Below are 21,457 nucleotides of genomic sequence, written 5' to 3' on the forward strand. Positions count from 1 at the left end.
GACCACAGTCAAACACTCGTTCACGAGTTTTTGGGCATGTTGCGCTCAGTGACGCGAAATCCCGGGTACGCCCCAGGCCTCGCGAACATCCCTCACCGGGATGGTGTGCTGAACACCCTTCGGGTTCGGTCGGCGGCGATGCCGTCGCTTTGACTGTTCCCCCGGCGCCGCACCTGGCACCAATCGGCTGGCTTTTGCCCGGCTGTCCCCTTCAAGTCCCGGTGCACGACGCGAGCTTTCTCCCAGCGACTTTACTGGCGTGACGCGCATTTTTTTCTTGCGTGGCATGCGCGTGTTTTCGTCTCGTTTTTGCGAGGCGGGGCATGGCTTTGTTGAAAGAAGATATGAGTTTTGAAAATCTAGGTTTGCACGAGTCCCTGCTGCGTGCCGTGAAGGATTCCGGTTACGAAACCGCCACCGAAGTGCAAGCCCTGGCGATCCCCGCCGGCTTGAAGGGCGTGGACCTGATGGTGTCTTCGCGTACCGGCAGCGGCAAGACCGCTTCCTTCACCCTGCCCGCGCTGCAGAAGGTCATCGAAGCCCGTGCAGCCGCTGCCGCCGCCGCCGGTGGCGAGAACACCCGCCGCGAAAAAGGCCGTGTGCAAGGCCCCCGCGTGCTGGTGCTGTGCCCCACCCGTGAACTGGCCATGCAAGTGGCCAAGGCTGCCCAAACCTACGGCCGCCATGTGCAAGGCCTGAAGCTGTCGACCGTGCTGGGCGGCATGCCTTATGCCCTGCAGCTGCGCCAGCTGAGCGGCCCCCTGGACATCCTGATTGCCACCCCGGGCCGTCTGATGGACCACATCCAGTCCGGCAAGGCCGTGCTGGACAACGTCGAAATGCTGGTGCTGGACGAAGCCGACCGCATGCTGGACATGGGCTTCATCGATGACATCAAGTTCATCGCCGACCGCATCCCCGCCACCCGCCAAACCGTGATGTTCAGCGCGACCTTCGCCGGTCACGTCGGCCGCCTGGCCAACGATCTGCTGCGCGAGCCGCAGCGCATCGATGTTGCCTCGCACACCGACACTCACGAAAACATCACCCAGCGTCTGCACTGGGCCGACAACAACAACCACAAGGACCAGCTGCTCGAGCATCTGCTGGCCGACAAGGATGTCGACCAGGCCCTGGTCTTCACCAGCACCCAGCGCGATGCCGATTGGCTGAGCGAGCGTCTGCAGGAGCTGGGTCACGCCGTGGCGCCTCTGCACGGTGGCATGCCGCAAGGTCGTCGCAACCGCGTGCTGATGGCCCTGCGCCGTCGTGAAGTGCGCGTGCTGGTGGCCACCGACGTCGCCGCCCGCGGCATTGACGTGCCCACCATCACCCACGTGATCAACTACGGTCTGCCCATGAAGGCCGAGGACTATGTGCACCGCATCGGCCGCACCGGTCGTGCCGGCCGTGAAGGCCTGGCCGTGACCCTGGCCACGCGTGACGATGTGTCCATGATCCGCCGCATCCAGCAGTTCACGACCCAGACCATTCCTTCGGCGCAGATCGAAGGCCTGGAGCCGAAGTCGCAAGAGCCGCGCATCTTCCCGCCGCGTCCTGCCGGCGCCGGTGGTTTCGAAGACCGCGGTGCCCGTCCGGGCTGGGGTGGCAAGCCCGGCTTCGGCGGCAAGAGCTTCGGTGGCGGCAAGCCTTTCCACCGTGATGCGGGTCGTCCTTTCGTTCGTGACAACCGTGACGGTGGCCGTCCGCAAGGCTTCGAGCCGCGCGGTGGTGAGTTCCGCCCTGATGCGCGTCCTGTGGATCGTGGCTTCGATCGCGGTTTCGACCGTGGCCAAGACCGCGGCTTCGACCGGGCACCGGCCGAGCGTGGTTTTGACCGTGGCTTCGATCGCGGCAATGCCGGCTTCGCCCCCCGTGGTGACAAGCCTGCTTTCGCCCCGCGTGGCGATCGCCCCAGCTTCGGCGACAAGCCGGCCTTCGGTGGCAAGCCCAGCTTTGGTGGCGACCGCCGCCCTGGCGGTTTTGAGTCGCGTGGCCCTGGCGGCCCGGGCGCCAAGCGTGGCGGCCCGGCCGGCCCGCGCCGCAGCGGTTTCGGCCGCTGAAGCTTGCGCTGCAGCGCAGCGCCTGCTGAGCGACCCGGGTTCTGACCCGGAGCTGCACTAAGATCAAAAGGCCCGCCAAGGTTCGTCCTGGCGGGCCTTTTTTCGTCGGCGCGACTCGCTCGCCGGGTTCACTGTTCTCTTCTTGTTTTCTTGTCCATGCGCCACACCGGCATCCTGATCCAGTGGGACGACAGCAAAGGCTATGGCTTTGTGCGCTCGCCCTCGGCGCCAGACGCCAAGCTGTTCGTCCACATCCGTGATTTCGAACTGCTGACGCAACGGCCCCAGCAGGGAGAGACCTTCAGCTACGAGCTTGGTGTGGATGGCCAGGGCAAGCGGCGGGCGGTGCGGGTGCGGCGGCCTCGGGTGGCGCCGGCCGCGCCTGCGCGGCACTCGAGCGCAAGCGCTGGTAGCGGTGGCTTGCTCCTGATCCCTGGTTTCGCTGCGGCCTATCTGAGCTGCCATCTGCTCTGGGGCCTGCCGCCGGCGTTGTGGGGCGCTTACATGGCGCTGAGCCTGGCCACCTTCATCGTCTACGCCGGAGACAAGCGGGCCGCGCGGCTGGGGCATTGGCGGGTGCGTGAGGGCACTTTGCACGGCCTGGCTGTGGCGGGAGGCTGGCCGGGCGCTTTGCTGGCGCAGCAGCTCTTGCGCCACAAGTCCAGCAAGCCGGCGTTCCGACGCCAGTTCTGGTGGACGGTGCTGGGCAATGTCCTGGGCTTCGCGCTGCTGTTCACGCCGCTGTTCTCCTTGTTGCGCCGCCTCGCTGGCCTTTGAGCTCGCGCCGCCGTTTGCGTCTGGCGAAACAAAGTGGGCAAAGTGGCTTAGTTTTCCGCGGCCTTGTGGCCGCAGCCGCGCTAGGCTGCTCGATCATGGATTTGCTGTCTTTTTCTCGGCCCACGGGAGCTGGGCGTCTGGCGTGGATGCCTTGAACGCACTTGACCCGGATCTGCTGATGCAGACGCTCTTGCACAGCCTGCCGGCCGGCTGGCAGTCGGCTTGGCCCTGGCTGCGTGGCAGTGCCTGCCTGCTGCTGTTTGGGCTGCTGCCGGCCGCTTGGCTGCTGCTCAGTGCGGCCGCACTGCTGGCGGGCGCACAGGCCCGGGCCATGGCTCAGCTGCATGTGCAGCCGCGCGGTGTGCCGCGCAGCCGCTGGCTGGGCAGCCTCTTGCTGGCCGCGGGCCTGTGGTGGCCGTGGATGTCGGCAGAGACGCCGGCGGTGTCGCTGCTCCTTTCCCTGCTGATGGCCTATGCCGCCTCGCGCTCCTTGCTCCAGGCCTTGCAGCCACGTCGCGCCTTGAGCACCGGCTTTCGCGTGGCCATGGGCCTGTGGGCTCTGCTGCTGGCAGCCGCGCAGGGGCTGCTGCTGGCGCGCGTGCCGATGGCGCCTGCGGCGGGTGTCTTGAGTTTGCTGGCCGTGGCCGGCTTGTTGTGGCTGAACGGCGGGTCATTCGCGGCGCGTGGCTTGCGTGGCTTGGTGATGGCTGCGGCGGTGTTGCTGCCGCTGGGCGTGCGCCTGCTGCTCAGCGGGCCCGAGGCGGGCCAGGGCTTTGGTGAGGCCCGCTGGCAGGCGGTGCTGGCGATGTGGCCGCGCTGGGCGCTGGGTGCGCGCGAGCTGGCCTTGCTCTTGCTGGTGCTGCTCATGACCCGGGCCTTGCCGGCCTTGCTGCGCCATGTGGGCGAGATGCAAGTGGCGGCGGACAAGGAAAGCGACGCCCGTTTCACCGATCCGCTGACCGGCCTTGCCACGCGCCTGGGGCTGGAACGTCAGCTGGCGCAGGCGGTGCTGGAGAGCGATGCCAAGGAGCAGCCGCTGGCCTTGCTGCTCTTCGATCTCGATGGTTTCAACCCCGTCAACAGCAGCTTCGGCCATGACAAGGGCGATGCCTTGCTGCGCTTGGCAGCCGATCGCCTGCGCGGCTGTCTGGGCGTGCACGATGTGGCGGCCCGGATCGGCGGCGATGAGTTCGCCATCCTTTTGCACGAGGCAAGCAGCAAGGAGGCGGTGGCCAGTTTTGCGGCCCGGGTACTGGCTGAGCTGGCCCGGCCCTATCTGCTGGACCGGCGCGAGCTGGCGATCTCTTGCTCGGCGGGGATTGCCCGCTATCCGCTCGACGGCGGCAAGGCCCGCCTGCTGGCCTGCGCCGACGCGGCCAAGAGCGCCGCCAAGCGCCTGGGCGGCGCCTGCTACTGCTTTTATGCCGCCGGCATGGACGGTGACACGCGTGAGCAGCTGGATCTGCTGCGTGACCTGCGCCATGCGGTTGAGCGCAACCAGCTCGAGCTGTATTTCCAACCCAAGATCGATGCGCGCAGCGGCGAGGTCACGGCCGCCGAGGCCTTGCTGCGCTGGCACCACCCGACCCGCGGCATGGTGTCGCCGGTGATCTTCATTCCGATTGCCGAGCGCTTTGGCTTCATGCGCGAGCTGGGCAACTGGGTGATCGATGCGGCCTGCCGCCAGGCCCAGGTCTGGCGCGAGAGCGGCCTGCGCATGCGCGTGGCCATCAATCTCTCGGCGCAGCAGATGCGCCAGGCCGACATTGTCGATCGCATCCAGAAGGCGCTCGAAGCCTCGCGCATGCACCCGACCCTCTTGACCTGCGAGATCACCGAGTCTGTGGTGATGGAGAACACCCAGGCCATCCAGGACACCTTCCGCCGCCTCGGCGAGCTGGGTGTGCACTTGTCCATCGACGATTTCGGCACCGGTTATTCCTCGCTCAGCTATCTGCGCCAGCTGCCAGCCCAGGAGCTGAAGGTGGACCGGGCCTTTGTCACCGACCTGGTGGCCAGCGCCGATGCCCGTGCGGTGGTCGATGCTGTCATCCGCCTGGCCCATGCCCTGGGCCTGCGTGTGGTGGCCGAAGGTGTGGAGACCCAAGGCCAGCAGCAGGTGCTGGTGGCCATGGGCTGCGACGAGCTGCAGGGCTATCTGTTTGCCCGCCCCATGTCGGCCCAGGCCATCCTGCTCTGGGCCATGGACGACAAGAACTCGGCACCGGCCTTCCGCGCCTCGCTGTTTGGCGACACGCAGGAGATCGACCAGCTCTGAACTTCCGCGGGGCTGCGGGCCGAAAAAGGGGCGCGCCAGCGGGGATAATCAGCGCCATGCGGGAGACCCCAAACCCAGCGAGCGAAGACGAAGCTCGCTTTGAAGATTTTTTTCGCGACGCGGCTGCCCCCGGTGAGGCGCAGCTCTTGTGGCAGATGGAGCGGCAGGATGGCCTGATGGCCGGCCTGCGCGCGCTCTTTCACGGCCCGGCCAGCCTGGTCAAGCTGCGCGTCTGGGTTTTCCTGGAAGTGATGGCCATGCCGGCCTCGCGCATCAGCCGCGAGGCGCTCAACCAGCATTTCCACATGCTGCGCGACGAGCCGTTGGAGTTGGTGCTCAAGCGCCTGCGCGAGGCCGATCTGCTGGCCTGGGACCCTTCCAACCAGCATTACGGCGTCACGCCGCTGGCTCAGCAGCTCTTGGGCCTGCTCCAGCCTCTGGTCAGCAGCAGCGCTCAGCAGGACGCCGACCTCAGCGCCTTGCTGGCCAATGTGGCTGGCGCCCACCAGCTGGGCACTTTGGACCCGGCTCAGCTGCAGCATTTGCAGGCCCAGCTCTCGCGGCTCTACGACGAGTTCGCCGACGCGATCGCCAGCGGCTCCGAGTTCCACCTGCGCCGCGCCCGCCAGCGTTTCGGCCGGGCGCTCAGCCTGGTCGAGAAGGCCAGCGAGGCGCTTTCGGCCATCATGGTGCAGGCCCAGGAGCAGGGCAATGCCCGGCTCGAGCGTCTGGCGCGCGAGCTGGGTCTGGCCCAGGCGCGTTTGCTGTCCATGGCCAGCCAGTTCAACCGGGCCTTGCAGCAAGCCGACCGCCAGCGCGTCACGCTGGGCTCCACCGGCATCACCACCACCGATGTGCGGCGCTGGCTGCAGAGCGTGAATTTCCTGGAGAACCTGGCCCTGGGCGCTTTGTCACGCCCGGTCCACCCGGTGTTGGTCGCCCAGCATGAGCTGCTCGACACCGCCGAGGCCGAGTTCGAACGGGATCGCCCGGCCGCGCCCACGCCCGAAGCCCTGCCCAGTGCCCAGGCCGCGCCCGAGGGTGAGCTGGCGGTGATGAGCCTGCCGCCGGAAATGTCCATCATGCAGGCGCTGCTGACGCGCTGGAGCGAGGCGGGCGAGGTCGAGCAAGACCTGGCCCCGGCCGTGCTGGGCGGTAGTTATGCCCGCGCCAGCTACCGCGCCCAGCTGCTGCCCCTGCTGGGCGACAAGGAGGCCCAGCATCTGACCGGTGCCACCGGCGATATGGCGCGCCAGCCCTGGCGCGTGCACTGGTCGGCCGAGCAGGGCGAGTGCGATGACGAGTACATCCGCTGGATGAGCCGCGGCGTGCTGCGCCGCCCGCCGGCTGACGCTGCATCTGCAGAAGAACAACAAGAACCGAAGGAAGAAGACCAAGCATGAGCGCTGCTCTCGACGACGCGGCCGCACTGGCCGCGCAGCTCTTGGCCCGCCGCTGGCTGCCCCGCAGCCACCCGCTGGTGCGCCGCGCCCTGATCGACCAGGAGGTCTGGAACGCCCTGGGCCAACGCCTGGCCGCGGTCGGCCTGCGCGTGATCGACAACCTCTATGCCGACCACATCAGCCTGGCCATGCTGCGCCCGGCCGAGGTGGCGGTGTTTGGCGAAACCGGCCTGGCCGCCAACAACAACCTCGACCTGCCGCGCGATGGTGTCGCCCTGCTGGTGGTGCTGTGGTCGTTGATCGTGCTGCCCAAGCGCCAGCGCCAGGTGGCGCGCGCCGAGGCCAAGGAAGAAGGGCAGGGCGAGATGTTCGCCACCGACAAGCCCCTGCCCACGGCGGCCAGCGTCAGCCCAACCCTGAGCTACCGCAGCCTGCTGGCCGATTTCGGCAACCAGCTGGGCAAGAAGATGCGCCTGGACAGCAACCTCAAGCTGCTCGAGCGCAATGGCTTCATCACCCGCCGCGGCGAGGACATTGCCGAAGGCCCGCTGCTGGACCTGCTGCTGGACTACGACACCCTGGCGCCGCGCATCCTGGACGGCGCCCTGGGCGATGTGCTGGCCCGCACGACCGACCCTGAGATTGCCGCGGCCATTGCCAAGGCGCGCCAGCCTGAAATGCCTGAAGCTGAGGCCGAGCCGGAACCCGAGCCGGAACCCGAGCCAGCGCTGGACGCCCAAGCCCTGCCCGAACAAGAACAGAACAAGAGCGAGACCTGATGTTTCACCTGCAATCGCTGGAACTGCTGCACTGGGACTACTGCCGGCGGGTGAGCATGCCGCTGGACGGCGCCATCATCACCATTGCCGGCCCCAATGGCTCGGGCAAGACCACCTTGCTCGATGCCATGCGCACCTTGCTGGGCCTGGAATGCTCGGGCGGCCGCACGTACAAGACCTATGCCCGCCACGCCAATGCCGAGAGCGCCTGGCTGCGCGCCCTGGTGGACAACCGCCCGCGCGGTCGCCAGAACAGCTCGCGGCCCTTCGCCAGTTCGCTGCTCTATGCCGACCAGGTGACCCTGGTCTGCCGCATCGAGCGCCACGGCGGCGATTGGCAGCGTCGCTACATGATGGTGGACGGCGTCCATGAAATCGAAGCCCTGGCTGAGCGCGGCGACAAGGACTGGATGGGCATCGAAGCCTGGCGCCGCCGCCTGGAAGCCGCCGGCCTGACCCGCGCCATCGGCCGCGTGCTGGCCCTGGAGCAAGGGCAGACTGACCGCTTGTGCGAGCTCAGCCCCAAGGAGCTGCTGCGCCTGGTGTTCGAAGTCTTCGGCGACCAGGAGGTGCTCGACCGCTACGACCAGGCCCGCAGCCACCAGCAGCATTTGCTCAAAGAGGTGGAGCAGGCCACGCACGAGCTTTCGCACACCCAGGCGCAGCTGTCCGACCTGGCCAACCGCGTCAACAGCTTCCAGCAGTACCAGCTGCGCCAGAAGGAGCGTGAGCGCCTGGCCACCGAGGTGCTGCCGGTGCTGCAGTGGAGCGAGGCGCGCGCGCGCACGGCCCAGGGCTTGCGCGAGCTGCACCGCCAGCGCCTGTTTGCCGGCGCCGATGCGCGCCAGCAGGCCGCACGCCGGGCCGAGCTGCACAGCTTGTTCGAGGCCCTGGAGCGCGCCAAGCAGCGCCTGGTCGAGCTGGAAGCCGAGCGCCGCCAGACCCGCGCCTCCTTTGACGCCGCGCGCGAGGCCGAGCGGCCGCTGGAGCTGCTGGCCAAGCGCGAGGAAGAGCTGCGCACCCTGGCCGCGGTGGAGACCGATGCGCAGGAGCTGGCCCAGCGCGTGGAGCAGCTCAGCGGCGAACAACACCGCCTGCGCGAAGCCTTCACCCGAGCGAATGACCAGAGCCGCAAGGCCCAGGCCGCGCTGGAGGCCTTGAGCGGCCAGCGCCTGCCGCCGCCGCCGGCGGAGGTGACGCGTTTCCGTCGCGCGCTGGACGACGCCGGCATTGCCCACCATGTGCTGGCCGACTGCATCGACATCGCCGATGAAAGCTGGCGCGCCGCCGCCGAAGGCATGCTGCGGCCTTCACGCTGGGTGGTGGTGCTGCAGCGCAGCGGCGACGAGGCCCATGCATTTGCCCTGGCTTCGCGTGAGCGCTATCGCCATTACGTGGTGGCCGAGGCCGAGAATGTGCCGGCCAGCGTGCCGGCCGATTCCCTGCTCGCGGCCCTGCGCTTCAATGCCAAGGCCCCGGGCTGGCTGATCCGCCAGCTCGGTGGCATCCGCCGCGTCAAGGACACCGAGGCCGGTGCCAAGGTGGGCGGCGAGTGGATCACACCCGATGCCTATTACAAGGACGGCCGTGGCGGCCGCAGCCTCTGGGTCGAGCCGCGTGACTTCCAGTTCGGTGTGTCGGCCCTGGAGTCGCGTCGCAAGGCCTTGGAGAGCGAACTCAACCGCTACGACGCGGAGCTGAGCCGCATTGCCAAGGAGCAGGCCGAGGTCGAGCGCCAGTTCAAGGATGCGCAGCGCGCTGCCCTGGGCCACAAGGCCGCACAGGAACTGGCCGAGAAGGCCGAGGACTTTGCCGCCGTGCGCGAGCGCCTGCCGGCCCTACGCCAGGCCCGTGTCGAGGCCTCGGGCCGCATGACCGCGCTCGATGCCGAGCACGACCGCGCCCTGACCCAGCACAGCCGCAGCGAGCGCGATTACGAGTCGGCCCAGGCCAGCCTCAAGGCCAGCGAGGAGAACGTCGGCCGCGCCCAGCGCGAGCATGAGGGCCGCAAGCGCGAGCTGCTGGCCCAGGCGCGCGAATCGCGTGCGGCCAAGGCACGGTTCCCGGCCTCCTGGGTCACGCCCGCGGCGCTGCAGGCCTTGCGCGATGAGTTCGAGAACGCCAAGCAGGCCGAGATTGCCGGCCGCCATGTGCAGGCGGAGCTGGAAAACGGTGTCTGGGAAACCGACCCGCAGGTGCAGGACCGTCACGCGCGCATGAGCGTGTCGGTGCTGGAGCAGACCGCCCAGCTCGACGACCGCCGCGCCAGCAATGAGATGGCCCGCATTGCCGCCTTCAACGCCCGCGAGCGCTATATCGACGTGCTGCGCGCGACCGTGCGCCGTTACAAGAAGAACGTGCAGGAGCTGGGCGAGCTGGCCGGCGTGATGGCGCAGGCCGAGCTGCCGCACCTCGACAACGACGATATGGTGCTCGCCCAGGCCGGCCTGCAGGTCAAATTCAACTTCGACGGCAAGGGTGAGGTGGGCCTGAACGACGGTGAGGCCTCGGGCGGCCAGCAGGTGCTCAAGAGCCTGATCCTGCTGGTGGGCCTGATGAAGGACGACGACTCGCCGGGCGGTTTTGTTTTCATTGACGAGCCCTTTGCCCACCTGGACGTGCGCAACATCCAGCTGGTCGGCCACTTCCTGCGCTCCACCCGCGCGCAGTACCTGTTGACTACGCCGATCACGCACAACGTCGAGGTCTTCGAGCCCAGCGAGATTACCCTGGTCACCAGCAAGAAGCCGCGTGGCGAGCGCTGGGCGCCGCCGATTGCGGTGCTGGCGCGGCGGCCGGAAAAGTCGATTTACGACTGAGCGCGCTTCAGCAATGTCTCGCGCCGCGCGCCTGCTCGACCTGATGGAGCTGCTGCGCCGGCACCGCCACCCGGTGCCCGGCGCGACATTGGCCGCGCAGCTGGGCATCAGTCTGCGCAGCCTCTACCGTGACATCGCCACCCTGCAGGCGCAGGGCGCCCAGATCGAGGGCGAGGCAGGCCTTGGCTATGTACTCAAGCCGGGTTTCACCTTGCCCCCGCTGATGTTCTCGGCCGACGAGGTCGAGGCCCTGGTGTTGGGATCGCGATGGGTGGCAGGCCGCGCTGATGATGAGGTGCTGGCCGCGGCAGCGCGCCACGCCTTGGCCAAGATTTCAGCCGTGTTGCCGGCCGGGCTGCGCCATGAGATGGACAGCACGGCCCTGCTGGTGGGGCCGGGCGAGCCGCTGCCGCGCCTGGACCAGGTGTTGGCCCGGCTGCGTGCCGCCATGCGGCAGGAATGCAAGGTCCGCCTGCACTACCGCGATTTGAAAGGCCGCAGCAGCGAGCGCGTGGTCTGGCCCTTTGCCCTGGGTTTTTTCGATCAGGCCCGTGTGCTGGTGGCGTGGTGTGAACTGCGCGGGGAGAGGCGCAGCTTCAGATGCGACCAGATCGAGGGCCTGGAGGTGCTGGAGCAGCGCTACCCTCAGCGCCGCCAGGTCTTGTTGAAAGCCTGGCGCGAGGCCGAGGGCATCGCCGCGCAGTGAGCCGACTGGCGCAGCACCTGGGCTGCCTGCTGCTGCCAGAAATTGACAGGGCGGCTGCCTAGCATGGCGGCTCTTTCAACCCACGGCTCGCAGCCAACTTCCAGCATGAACCCCACGAACTTCAGCCTGCAAAGCCAGGCCCACTTTGTTCTGCTCCACGTGCAGAGCCCGGCCGCCAGCGCGAGCTTTTACCGCCAGATCCTTGCTGCAGAGCCGGTCGAGGCCTCGCCCACCTTCGCCATGTTTGCCCTGGCCCCGGGCCTGATGTTGGGCCTCTGGGCGCGCGACACGGTGGCGCCGGCCTCGGCCGGGCAGGGGGGCAGCAGCGAGCTGGCCTTTGTCCAGGACAGCGCGGCCGCGGTGGATGCGGTGCATGCGGCCTGGGTCGCACGCGGCGTGCTGGTCTTGCAAGCACCCACCGCCATGGACTTTGGCTACACCTTCACGGCCAGCGATCCCGATGGCCACCGCCTGCGCGTGTTCGCGCCCGGCGCGGCCTGATCGCTCAGATCTCGATCGAGCGCAGGTAATCGCGGAAGCCTGCGCCCAGCTGCGGGTGTGCCAGGGCCAGCTCCACATTGGCCTGCAAAAAGCCTTCCTTGCTGCCGCAGTCGTAGCGCTTGCCTTCGTAGCGGTAGGCGAACACCTTTTCCCGGCGCAGCAGGCCGGCGATGCCATCGGTCAGCTGGATCTCCCCGCCGACGCCGCGCGGTTGGTTGGCGATCTCGTGGAAGACGCCGGGCGTGAGGATGTAGCGGCCGGCCACGGCCAAGCGCGAGGGGGCGTCTTCCGGTGCCGGCTTCTCGACGATGCGGCTCACATCGACCAGATGCTCGTTGACCTGGCTGCCTGCGACGATACCGTAGCGGCGGGTGTGTTCGGCCGGCACTTCCTGCACCGCGAGGATGCTGGCGCGCCACTCGGCGAATTGCTCCACCATTTGCTTGAGCACCGGTTGGCCACCTGATGGGCCCACCATCAGATCATCAGCCAGCAGCACGGCGAAGGGCTCGTTGCCGACCAGGCGCTGGCCGCAAAGAACGGCATGGCCCAGACCCAGTGCTTGGGCCTGGCGCACGTAGACACACTCCATGTCATCGGGCTTGACGCTGCGCACCACCTCGAGCAGCTCCTGCTTACCCGCTTGTTCGAGGGCTATCTCGAGCTCGAAAGTCATGTCAAAGTGGTCTTCGATCGGTCGCTTGTGGCGGCCGGTCACGAAGATCATCTCGCGCACACCGGCGGCATAGGCTTCTTCGACGGCGTACTGGATCAGCGGCTTGTCCACCACCGGCAACATTTCCTTGGGTTGGGCCTTGGTGGCCGGCAAGAAACGGGTGCCCAGGCCGGCGACGGGAAAGATGGCCTTGGTGATGACTGAGCTGGGCTTGGACGCCATAAAAGTACACTCCTTGATTTGCTTTCGCGCATTGTTGCATGGGCAGATGACGGCTCTTCGACCTGCCCTGGACCGATTCAAAACATGACTTTGCTGATCGTAGAACCGCTGGAAATCGAAGTCATGCAGTGGCTCAGCGAGCGCCATTCGGTGCAGTTTGCGCCGGAGTTGGCCGCCGAGCCCGCGCGCTTGCTGGAGGCCTTGCATCAGACGCAGGGGCTGATCCTGCCGCCCAATGTGTCCGTCGATGCGGCCCTGCTGCGCTCCGCGCCGCGGTTGCGCGTGGTCGGGCGCATGAGCTCGGGCGGTGAAAACATCGACCTGGCGGCCTGCCGCGCGGCCCATGTGGAAGTGATCCGCAGCCTGACAGCCACGGCGAGCGCCGAGGCGGAGTTCATGGTCGGCGCCTTGCTGGCCTTGCTGCGCCGCGTGCCGGTGCAAGGCTCGGACGGCATGTGGGTGGGCCGCGAGCTCGGTTGCGTGACGGTGGGCCTGATCGGCATGACGCCGGCCGCGCGCATGCTGGCGCAGCTGCTGCCGGCCTTCGGCACCCGGGTCGTGGGATACGACCCCAGCCTGCACCAGAGCGACCCGATCTGGGCCCAGTGGGGCATCGAGCCCTTGCCCCTGCGCGAGCTGATGGAGCACAGCGAAGGGGTCTGCGTGCAGCTGAACTACTTCCCACGCTACCGTGGCCTGATCGGCGAGCGGGTGCTGAGCTTTGCCAAGCCGGGGCAGGTGTTGGTCAGCATCGCCCATTCCGCCATCTTCGACGATGCCGCCCTGGCCGATGCCTTACGCAAGGGGCGCCTGCTGGCGGCCTGGTTCGACAGCCTGGAGCCGGGTTTGCAGGAGCCGGGCCTGCCTCTGCATGGGCTCGACAATTTGCAGGTCACACCGCGCCTGGCCAGCACCACGCGCGAGTCGCGTACGCGCGCCGCCTGGGGGGTGGCGCGGCGCATGGACGAGATCCTGGCCACGCCACCCGAGGTGGCGGAGTTTCGGGCTAGCGGGCCAGCCGAGCTGCCTGATCCCGCAAGCGAGAGACGGTGGCGCTGAAGTCGTTCAGGCGCTGACGCTCCTGTTCGACCACGGCCGCCGGCGCGCGCGCCACAAAGCCCTCGTTGCCCAGCTTGGCTTCGATCTTGGCGATCTCGCCGTCCAGGCGAGCGATTTCCTTGGCCAGGCGCGCGGTTTCGGCGGCCACATCGATCTCCACATGCAGGGCCAGGCGGGCTTCGCCATGGACCAGCACCGGTGAGCTGGCGCTGGCCGCCTGGAAGGCGGCTTCGTCGCTGATGATCTGCACCTCGCTGAGCTTGGCCAGGGCTTTGAGCAGCGCCGCGGCTTCGGCGATGAAACCGGTGTCGCCACCGACCAGCAAGGGCACGCGGGTGCTGGGTGAAAGGTTCATCTCGCTGCGCAGGCTGCGGCAGGTGCCGACCACGGCCTTGAGGTTGTGGACCCAGGCGCAGGCGGCTTCATCGATGCGCTCGGGCTGGGCAACGGGATAGGCCGCGCTGACGATGTAGTCGCCGATCTTGCGGCCCGAGGCATCTTGACTGCCGGGCCCACGGCCCGCCAGGGGCGCCACCGTCTGCCACAGCTCTTCGGTGATGAAGGGCGCGATCGGGTGCAGCAGGCGCAGCGTGGTTTCCAGCACGCGGATCAGGGTGCGGCGGGTGGCGCGCTGCTGGGCCTCGTTGCCGTTCTGGATCTGCACCTTGGCGATTTCCAGGTACCAGTCGCAGTACTCGTCCCAGACGAAGGAGTAGATGGCGTTGGCGACATTGTCCAGGCGGTACTCGGCAAAGCCCTGGGCCACGGCCAGCTCGACCTTTTGCAGCTCGCTGCTGATCCAGCGGTCGGCGCGGCTGAAGTCCAAGTAGCCGTGCGCGGAACCGCCCGGAGCGCATTGCTCCTTGCTGTGCTCCAGCAGACCGCAGTCCTGGCCTTCCGTGTTCATCAGCACAAAGCGGGTGGCGTTCCAGAGCTTGTTGCAGAAATTGCGGTAGCCCTCACAGCGCTTGGTGTCGAAATTGATGTTGCGACCCAGGCTGGCGTAAGAGGCCATGGTGAAGCGCAGGGCGTCGGCGCCGTAGGTCGGCATGCCCTCAGGGAACTCCTTCTTCACCCGGGCCGCCACCTTGGGCGCGGTCTCGGGGCGGCGCAGGCCGACGGTGGACTTGGCCACCAAGGTGTCCAGGTCCACGCCCTGGATCAGGTCCACCGGGTCCAGCACATTGCCCTCGCTCTTGCTCATCTTCTGGCCTTGCGAATCACGCACCAGGCCGTGGATGTAGACATGCTTGAAGGGCACCTTGCCGGTGAAATGCTGGGTCATCATGATCATCCGGGCGACCCAGAAGAAGATGATGTCGTAACCCGTCACCAGCACGGTGGAGGGCAGGAACAGGTCCTGCTCCAGTGTCTTCTCGGGCCAGCCCAGGGTGGAGAAGGGCACCAGGGCGGAGGAGTACCAGGTGTCCAGCACGTCCTCGTCGCGCGTCAGCGTGCCGCTGTAGCCGGCCGCCGTGGCTTTGGCGCGGGCCTCGTCCTCGTCGCGGGCGACGAAGAGTTCACCGCTCTCGCCGTACCAGGCCGGTATCTGGTGGCCCCACCAGAGCTGGCGCGAGATGCACCAGTCCTGGATATTGCCCATCCAGTGGTTGTAGGTGTTGATCCACTGCTCGGGGTAGAACTTGACCGCGCCGCTCTCGACGGCATCGACCGCGCCCTGGGCAATGCTGCGGCCGGTGCTGGCGCTGACCTTGTTGACGGCCACAAACCATTGATCGGTCAGCATGGGCTCAATCACCTGGCCGGTGCGCTCGCAGCGTGGCACCATCAGCTTGTGCTTCTTGACCTCAACCAGGAAGCCCTGGGCCTCCAGGTCGGCGACGATCTTCTTGCGGGCGACAAAACGGTCCAGGCCGCGGTAGGCCTCGGGGGCTTCGTCATTGATCTTGGCGTCCAGGGTCAGCACGCAGATCATGGCCAGACCGTGGCGCTGGCCGACGGCGTAGTCGTTGGTGTCGTGCGCGGGCGTGACCTTGACCACGCCGGTGCCGAACTCGCGGTCCACGTAGTCGTCGGCAATCACGGGGATGCTGCGGCCGCACAGTGGCAGGGTCACCTGCTTGCCGATCAGGGCGGCATAACGCTCATCTTCCGGGTGCACCATCACGGCCACGTCGCCGAGCATGGTCTCGGGGCGGGTGGTGGCCACGGTCAGATCGCCGGAGCCATCGGCCAAGGGGTAGCGAATGTGCCAGAGGAAGCCGTCTTCCTCTTCGCTGCTGACTTCCAGATCCGACACGGCGGACTTCAGCACCGGGTCCCAGTTGACCAAGCGCTTGCCGCGGTAGATCAGGCCTTCGTCGTAGAGTTTGACGAAGGTGTCGCGCACCACGTGCGAGAGCTTCTCGTCCATGGTGAAGTATTCATGGTCCCAGGACACCGAGTCGCCCAGGCGGCGCATCTGGCCGGTGATGGTGTTGCCGGACTCCTGCTTCCATTCCCAGACGCGGGCGACGAAGTTCTTGCGGCCCAGGTCGTGGCGGGTCTTGGCACCCTCCGCGCCTTTGTCCGCCAGCTGGCGTTCCACCACGATCTGGGTGGCGATGCCGGCATGGTCGGTGCCCGGCACCCACAAGGTGTTGTGGCCCAGCATGCGGTGGTAGCGCGTCAACGAGTCCATGATGGTCTGGTTGAATGCGTGGCCCATGTGCAGGGTGCCGGTCACATTGGGCGGCGGCAGCTGGATGCTGAAGGACTCGCGGCTCGCATCCAGGGTGGGCTTGTACAGGCCTTTTTGCTCCCACAAAGGGCCCCAATGGGCTTCGAGGGCGGCGGGCTCAAACGATTTGGCAAGTTCGGTCATGGCACAAGGGTCGCTGCTGAGAAAACGGCAAAGGGGCCGGTGCACCAGCATTCAGCCAGCACCCGGGCCCCAGTTCGGCCGGAATATGGATGGGAGGAAAAGCACAAAAAGGGATGGCGCGATTGTCCACCATGCGCGCGCCTTCGCGCCTGGGGGCAGCGCCTCAGGGAAACAGCACGTCGAGCAGATGCTCGGCCCAACTTTCACGCGGGGCAAAACGGTCCTGGCAGGGGATCAAGGAACTGCGCCCCGCGGGGTCCAGCATGCACAGGCCCACCGCCAAGGCCTGGCGTTCGCGTTCCACGCGCACCAAGGCACGCGCGAACAGACCCAAGCACAGCGACAGCAGGATCAGGCAAATCAGCAAAGACTTGGGCGCGCGGCGCCAGGTGTTCAGGGCAGGGCGGTTCATGGTGGGGCGGTGTCAGCGCTGTGCCTCTCCAGCAAAAAAGCCCCGCAGGGCGGCGACGGCTCGCAGTCTATGCGAGCCGTTGCTGAGGGAGCCTGTGTCGGAGGGTGAACAAAACCCGTATTGCTCGGGTTCGACAGCCTTGCTTGCTCACATGAACAAATGTTCCCCCGCGTTCTCACCGCCCAGCACCACATAGTTGACCTTGCGCAGGTCCGCCAGGCTGCGGCCGCCGGCGTAGGAGATGGAACTTTGCAAGTCCTCGCGCATCTCGCGCAAGGTGTCGGCCAGCTTGCCCTTCACGGGCTCCAGGATGCGCTTGCCTTCCACATGCTTGTACTCGCCCTTGTTGAAGTCGCTGGCCGAGCCGTAGTACTCCTTGTAGAGCTTGCCGTCGACCTCCACCGTGTTGCCGGGTGACTCCTCATGGCCGGCGAACAGCGAGCCGATCATGACCATGGCGGCGCCAAAGCGCATGCTCTTGGCGATGTCGCCATGGTGGCGGATGCCGCCGTCGGCGACGATGGGCTTGGTTGCCACGCGGGCACACCATTTCAGGGCCGAGAGCTGCCAGCCGCCGGTGCCGAAGCCGGTCTTGAGCCGGGTGATGCAGACCTTGCCGGGGCCGATGCCGACCTTGGTCGCGTCTGCGCCCCAGTTCTCCAGGTCGATCACGCCCTCGGGCGTGCCGACATTGCCGGCGATCACAAAGGTCTCGGGGAGGCGCTGCTTGATGTGGGCAATCATGCGCTGCACGCTTTCGGCATGGCCGTGGGCGATGTCGATGGTGATGTAGTCGGCGCCCACGCCTTCGGCGGCCAGTCGGTCGATGACGGCATAGTCGGCGGCCTGCACGCCGGAGCTGACGGAGACCAGCAAGCCCTTGCTGCGCATGGACTTGGCGTATGCCACCGTGTCCAGGTCGAAGCGGTGCATGACGTAGAAGTAGCCATTGGCGGCCAGGTGCTCGGTGATGTGTTCGTCCACCACCGTCTTCATATTGGCCGGCACCACTGGCAGCTTGAAGCGCTGGGGCCCGAACTGGACCGAGGTGTCACATTCGCTGCGGCTTTCCACGCGGCATTTGCGGGGCAGGAGCAGGATGTTGTCGTAGTCAAAGATTTCCATGAGTCGAATCGTTCGCAAGTTTCGGGCTGCGTTCATGCAGTGCAGACCCTGGGCTGCGAGCACTTGACTTGGAGATCCGGCCGGCGCGGCGTCTCGGGAAAGAGTCACGCCTGCTTTGCATCCGCGAAGCCACCAGCGAGGGTGGTACGGACGAAAAAACCGGACGCCAAAATTTGGGCCCGGTGAACGATTCTACGCCGATCTTGCCCGGCTTCGTTCCACAAACTCGGCGAAAAGCTGGAGCTGGCCCTCAGTTCTCACCGCATGTAGTCTGGCTACACTGCCTGCCACACCCGGGCCATTCAGGCTCCGCGACACCCAAAGGTTCCATCCCATGCATTCCGTCGTCATCAGCGGCACCGGTCTTTACCAGCCGCCCCACATCATCAGCAACGCCGAACTGGTGGCTGCCTTCAACGCCTACGCCGATCTGCAGAACGCCCAGCATGCCGATGAAATCGCGGCCGGCACGCGCGCGCCGCTGACGCATTCCAGCGTCGAGTTCATCGAAAAAGCATCCGGCATCAAACAGCGTTATGTGATCGAGAAGGACGGCGTGCTCGACCCCACGCGCATGTACCCGCGCTTTCAGGAGCGCAGCGACGACCAGCTCTCGCTGATGGCCGAGATCGCTGTGGACGCGGCCCGCAAAGCCATTGCCGCCGCGGGCAAGCAGCCGGCCGATGTGGACGCCATCTTCTGCGCCAGCGCCAATATGCAGCGGCCCTATCCGGCCATGGCGGTCGAGATCCAGCAGGCCCTGGGCGCCAGCGGCTATGGCTTCGACATGAATGTGGCCTGCTCCTCGGCCACCTTCGCCATCGAGCAGGCCTATAACGCCGTGCGCTCGGGGGCCTCGAAATGCGTGCTGGTGGTCAACCCCGAAATCACGTCCGCCCACCTGGAGTGGAAAGACCGCGACTGCCATTTCATCTTCGGCGATGTCTGCACGGCCCTGATCATCGAGCGCGCCGACACGGCCACTTCGGCCGACCAGTGGGAGATCCTGGGCACCAAGCTGGTGACCCAGTTCTCCAACGCCATCCGCAACAACTTCGGTTTCATGAACCGCGCCGAAGACAGCGACCCGAATGCGCGCGACAAGACCTTCAAGCAAGAAGGCCGAAAGGTCTTCAAGGAAGTCGTGCCCATGGCCGCCGCCCACATCGAGGCCCATCTGGGCACGCTGGAGACCGCGCCCGCCACGGTGCGCCGTTTCTGGCTGCATCAGGCCAATCTGGGCATGAACCAGCTCATCATCAAAAAGCTGATCGGTGAAAGCATGGGCGCCTCCGGTTCGGACGTGGCACCGCTGATTCTCGACACCTATGCCAACACCGCCTCGGCCGGCTCCATCATTGCCTTCCACGAGCACCGCGCCGATCTGAAGACCGGCGATCTGGGCGTGATCTGCTCTTTCGGCGCTGGCTATTCCATCGGCAGCGTGATCGTCAAGAAGCGCTGAGCCCGCGGCACGCCCCAGCGCTGCTGGCCGTTTAGGGCAAGGGCGCGGAGGCAACCTCGCTGGCCGCAGACGGTGGGCTCAGGCTCGCCGTGCCATCGAGGCCGATGGCACGAATACTCGCCTCGCCGGCGAATTCTTCAAAGCTCCAGTCGCCGTTGGCGCCACGCAGCAGGCCTTCGGCTGGCGGCGCGATTTCCTGAACCGGCTTGTTGCGCAGGGCCACGCTCATGAAATCGATCCAGACCGGCAGGGCCAGGCCGCCGCCCGATTCGCGGTCGCCCAGCGAGCGCGGCTGGTCGTAACCGATCCAGACCACGGTGGCCAGGCTGGGCTGGAAGCCGGCGAACCAGGCGTCGACGGCATCGTTGGTGGTGCCGGTCTTGCCGTACAGGTCGGGGCGGCGCAGCGTGCCCTGGGCGCGCGCAGCTGTGCCGCTGCGCGTCACTTCCTGCAGCAGGCTGGCGGTCACAAAGGCATTGCGCTCCGAAATGGCGCGCTGGTCTTCGGTCAGTTGGGCTTTTGGGGCTTCGAACAAGACCTGACCCTTGCTGTCGGTGATGCGCTGGATGATGACGGGCGGCAGGCGGTAGCCGCCGTTGGCAAACACCGCGTAGGCGCTGGCCATCTGCAAGGGCGTGACCTCGCTGGTGCCCAGGGCCAGGGTGAGGTTCTCGCGGCCGGCGTCGATTTCGATGCCAAAGCGCGAGGCCCATTCCCGCACCCGCGCCGGCCCGATCAGCTGGGTGATGCGGATGGTCACCATATTCTTGGAGCGGGCCAGGGCCTGGCGCACGCTCATCAGGCCGTCGAACTTGCCGTCCGAGTTCTTGGGCTCCCAGTCGCCAAAGACCAAGGGTTCGTCGGGCACCACGGTGCTGGGGCTGACGCCTTGTTCCAGCGCGGCCGAGTAGACGATGGGCTTGAAGCTGGAGCCCGGCTGGCGCTTGGCCTGGGTGGCGTGGTTGTACTGCTTGCGATTGAAATCAAAGCCACCGACCAGGGCATGGACGCGGCCGGTGCCGGGCTCCAGCGCCACCAGTGCACCTTCGGCCTCGGGCGGCTGGACGATGGACCAGGCGCCTTGCGGCTCGGCCTTGCTGGGCGCGCCGCGCATCACGCGCACGATGGCGCCGGGGCGCAAGCGGCTGGCTTCGCGCGCTTTGTCTGACAGGGCCGAATGCACGCCGCGCAAGGCCTCGCCGCTGAGTGTCAGCTCCTCGCCGCTCTGCATCACCGCACGTACTTTCTGCGCCGAGGTTTGCAGCAGCACGGCCGCGCGCAGATCGTCCTGGTCTGGGTGTTCGGCCAAGGCTTGGGCGATGGCGCTGTCGCGTTCGGCCTCGTCGTCCGGCAGGGCGACAAAGCCTTCCGGGCCGCGGTAGGGCTTGCGCTTTTCCAGCTCCAGCAGGCTGCGGCGCAGGGCCCGGTAGGCGGCGGCCTGTTCTTGCGAAACCAAGGTGGTGTAGACGCGCAAGCCCTTGGTGTAGGCCTCCTCGCCGTACTGCTCAAAGACCACGTCACGCGCCATTTCGGCGGCAAACTCGGCATGGACGCGCGCGTCCTGGGGCGAGCGGATGTGCAGTTTCTCGGCCTTGGCGCTCTCGGCTTGCTCGGCCGTGATGACGCCGGTGTCCACCATGCGGTTGATCACCAGATGCTGGCGGCGGCGTGCGCGCTCCGGGTTGACCGCCGGGTTGGCATAGGCCGGGTTTTGCGGCAGGCCGGCCAGCATGGCGGTTTCGGCGATGGAGAGATCCTTGAGCGTCTTGCCGTAGTAGGCGCCGGCCGCGGCCTCGAAACCATAAGCCCGCTGACCCAGATAGATCTGGTTCATATAGACCTCGAGGATCTTCTGCTTGCTCAGCTCGCTTTCCAGCTTCATGGCCAGCAAGGCCTCGACGAATTTGCGCGAGTAGACCTTTTTCTTGGTCAGGTAGAGGGTGCGCGCCAGCTGCTGGGTGATGGTGGAGGCGCCTTGGGTGCGGCCTTGCGTGGCATTGGCCACCACGGCACGCAGGATGCCGGGCAGGTAGATGCCGCTGTGCTCGTAGAAATTGCTGTCTTCGATGGCCAGCAAGGCGTCCTGCATCAGCTTGGGGATCTGGTCCAGCGGCAGGTATTTGCGCCGCTCGGTGCCGAACTCGCCGATCAGCACCTCGTCGCTGGTGAAGACCCGCAGCGATTGCTTGGGCTGGTAGTCGTTCAGCTCGGCCAGATCGGGCAGGGTGGGATAGATCAGCGCGGCCGCAACGCCGAGCAGCAGGGCGATCAGGCTCAGCGCCACGGCGCCGATCACAAGCAGTTTCTTCAAGGGCGATCACGGCGCGCCAGGCGCCGGGCTGAGAGGA

The 21,457-nt window shown here is 66.8% G+C and carries 15 protein-coding genes; 10 read left to right on the plus strand and 5 right to left on the minus strand.

Translation table 11 applies throughout. The features are described from left to right. The first annotated feature begins 344 nt into the window (after positions 1-344). From C1O66_RS22265 to C1O66_RS22300, 8 genes are all read left to right on the plus strand, one after another. The gene (locus C1O66_RS22265) at positions 345-2,063 is read left to right on the plus strand and encodes a DEAD/DEAH box helicase (protein WP_102770441.1); all 1,719 of its coding nucleotides are present in this window, start codon (positions 345-347) and stop codon (positions 2,061-2,063) included. 156 nt (positions 2,064-2,219) lie between these two features. Beyond that, positions 2,220-2,840, plus strand: coding sequence for a DUF1294 domain-containing protein (locus tag C1O66_RS22270; protein WP_102770191.1), 621 nt, complete (start codon positions 2,220-2,222; stop codon positions 2,838-2,840). A gap of 151 nt (positions 2,841-2,991) precedes the next feature. Further along, positions 2,992-5,118 (plus strand): putative bifunctional diguanylate cyclase/phosphodiesterase, encoded by a 2,127-nt coding sequence (locus C1O66_RS22275; RefSeq protein WP_133155330.1) that lies wholly within the window; start codon positions 2,992-2,994, stop codon positions 5,116-5,118. 56 nt (positions 5,119-5,174) lie between these two features. Further along, positions 5,175-6,521: a hypothetical protein gene (locus C1O66_RS22280; RefSeq protein WP_102770193.1), complete on the plus strand. Its 1,347-nt coding sequence runs from the start codon at positions 5,175-5,177 to the stop codon at positions 6,519-6,521. After that, positions 6,518-7,300, plus strand: a complete 783-nt coding sequence (locus tag C1O66_RS22285) for a hypothetical protein (RefSeq protein WP_243392929.1) — start codon at positions 6,518-6,520, stop codon at positions 7,298-7,300. Before C1O66_RS22280 ends, C1O66_RS22285 begins: the two co-directional genes overlap by 4 nt. Beyond that, positions 7,300-10,119: an ATP-binding protein gene (locus tag C1O66_RS22290; protein WP_102770194.1), complete on the plus strand. Its 2,820-nt coding sequence runs from the start codon at positions 7,300-7,302 to the stop codon at positions 10,117-10,119. Before C1O66_RS22285 ends, C1O66_RS22290 begins: the two co-directional genes overlap by 1 nt. A 13-nt stretch (positions 10,120-10,132) precedes the next feature. After that, the gene (locus tag C1O66_RS22295; protein WP_102770195.1) at positions 10,133-10,825 is read left to right on the plus strand and encodes a helix-turn-helix transcriptional regulator; all 693 of its coding nucleotides are present in this window, start codon (positions 10,133-10,135) and stop codon (positions 10,823-10,825) included. Between the two features lie 105 nt (positions 10,826-10,930). Further along, complete coding sequence (locus C1O66_RS22300) at positions 10,931-11,326, plus strand: VOC family protein (protein WP_102770196.1); 396 nt, start codon at positions 10,931-10,933, stop codon at positions 11,324-11,326. A 4-nt stretch (positions 11,327-11,330) separates the two neighbouring features. On the opposite strand, the gene galU is transcribed toward C1O66_RS22300, so the two are convergent. Continuing rightward, positions 11,331-12,224, minus strand: coding sequence for a UTP--glucose-1-phosphate uridylyltransferase GalU (gene galU / locus C1O66_RS22305; RefSeq protein WP_102770197.1), 894 nt, complete (start codon positions 12,222-12,224; stop codon positions 11,331-11,333). Positions 12,225-12,308: 84 nt separating this feature from the next. On the opposite strand from galU, the gene C1O66_RS22310 reads away from it, so the two are divergent. Continuing rightward, positions 12,309-13,283, plus strand: coding sequence for an NAD(P)-dependent oxidoreductase (locus C1O66_RS22310; protein ID WP_102770198.1), 975 nt, complete (start codon positions 12,309-12,311; stop codon positions 13,281-13,283). Here the strand turns inward: C1O66_RS22310 and C1O66_RS22315 are convergent. From C1O66_RS22315 to C1O66_RS22325, 3 genes are all read right to left on the minus strand, one after another. Continuing rightward, positions 13,231-16,107 (minus strand): valine--tRNA ligase, encoded by a 2,877-nt coding sequence (locus C1O66_RS22315; RefSeq protein ID WP_102770199.1) that lies wholly within the window; start codon positions 16,105-16,107, stop codon positions 13,231-13,233. The genes C1O66_RS22310 and C1O66_RS22315 overlap by 53 nt on opposite strands. 163 nt (positions 16,108-16,270) lie before the next feature. After that, positions 16,271-16,519: a hypothetical protein gene (locus C1O66_RS22320; protein WP_102770200.1), complete on the minus strand. Its 249-nt coding sequence runs from the start codon at positions 16,517-16,519 to the stop codon at positions 16,271-16,273. 147 nt (positions 16,520-16,666) lie between these two features. Beyond that, positions 16,667-17,644 (minus strand): GMP reductase, encoded by a 978-nt coding sequence (locus C1O66_RS22325; protein ID WP_102770201.1) that lies wholly within the window; start codon positions 17,642-17,644, stop codon positions 16,667-16,669. A 334-nt stretch (positions 17,645-17,978) separates the two neighbouring features. On the opposite strand from C1O66_RS22325, the gene C1O66_RS22330 reads away from it, so the two are divergent. Next, positions 17,979-19,109 (plus strand): beta-ketoacyl-ACP synthase III, encoded by a 1,131-nt coding sequence (locus C1O66_RS22330; RefSeq protein ID WP_102770202.1) that lies wholly within the window; start codon positions 17,979-17,981, stop codon positions 19,107-19,109. Between the two features lie 31 nt (positions 19,110-19,140). Here the strand turns inward: C1O66_RS22330 and C1O66_RS22335 are convergent, their stop codons facing one another. Next, positions 19,141-21,420, minus strand: coding sequence for a penicillin-binding protein 1A (locus C1O66_RS22335; RefSeq protein WP_243392930.1), 2,280 nt, complete (start codon positions 21,418-21,420; stop codon positions 19,141-19,143). Positions 21,421-21,457: the final 37 nt, after the last annotated feature.

This window comes from Paucibacter aquatile (assembly GCF_002885975.1).
Lineage (GTDB): Bacteria > Pseudomonadota > Gammaproteobacteria > Burkholderiales > Burkholderiaceae_C > Paucibacter_A > Paucibacter_A aquatilis.

Coding starts and splice junctions, on each gene's coding strand:
- C1O66_RS22265 (WP_102770441.1), top strand. CDS start 345: ATGAGTTTTGAAAATCTAGGTTTGCACGAGTCCCTGCTGCGTGCCGTG.
- C1O66_RS22270 (WP_102770191.1), top strand. CDS start 2,220: ATGCGCCACACCGGCATCCTGATCCAGTGGGACGACAGCAAAGGCTAT.
- C1O66_RS22280 (WP_102770193.1), top strand. CDS start 5,175: ATGCGGGAGACCCCAAACCCAGCGAGCGAAGACGAAGCTCGCTTTGAA.
- C1O66_RS22285 (WP_243392929.1), top strand. CDS start 6,518: ATGAGCGCTGCTCTCGACGACGCGGCCGCACTGGCCGCGCAGCTCTTG.
- C1O66_RS22290 (WP_102770194.1), top strand. CDS start 7,300: ATGTTTCACCTGCAATCGCTGGAACTGCTGCACTGGGACTACTGCCGG.
- C1O66_RS22295 (WP_102770195.1), top strand. CDS start 10,133: ATGTCTCGCGCCGCGCGCCTGCTCGACCTGATGGAGCTGCTGCGCCGG.
- C1O66_RS22300 (WP_102770196.1), top strand. CDS start 10,931: ATGAACCCCACGAACTTCAGCCTGCAAAGCCAGGCCCACTTTGTTCTG.
- galU (WP_102770197.1), bottom strand. CDS start 12,224: ATGGCGTCCAAGCCCAGCTCAGTCATCACCAAGGCCATCTTTCCCGTC.
- C1O66_RS22310 (WP_102770198.1), top strand. CDS start 12,309: ATGACTTTGCTGATCGTAGAACCGCTGGAAATCGAAGTCATGCAGTGG.
- C1O66_RS22315 (WP_102770199.1), bottom strand. CDS start 16,107: ATGACCGAACTTGCCAAATCGTTTGAGCCCGCCGCCCTCGAAGCCCAT.
- C1O66_RS22320 (WP_102770200.1), bottom strand. CDS start 16,519: ATGAACCGCCCTGCCCTGAACACCTGGCGCCGCGCGCCCAAGTCTTTG.
- C1O66_RS22325 (WP_102770201.1), bottom strand. CDS start 17,644: ATGGAAATCTTTGACTACGACAACATCCTGCTCCTGCCCCGCAAATGC.
- C1O66_RS22330 (WP_102770202.1), top strand. CDS start 17,979: ATGCATTCCGTCGTCATCAGCGGCACCGGTCTTTACCAGCCGCCCCAC.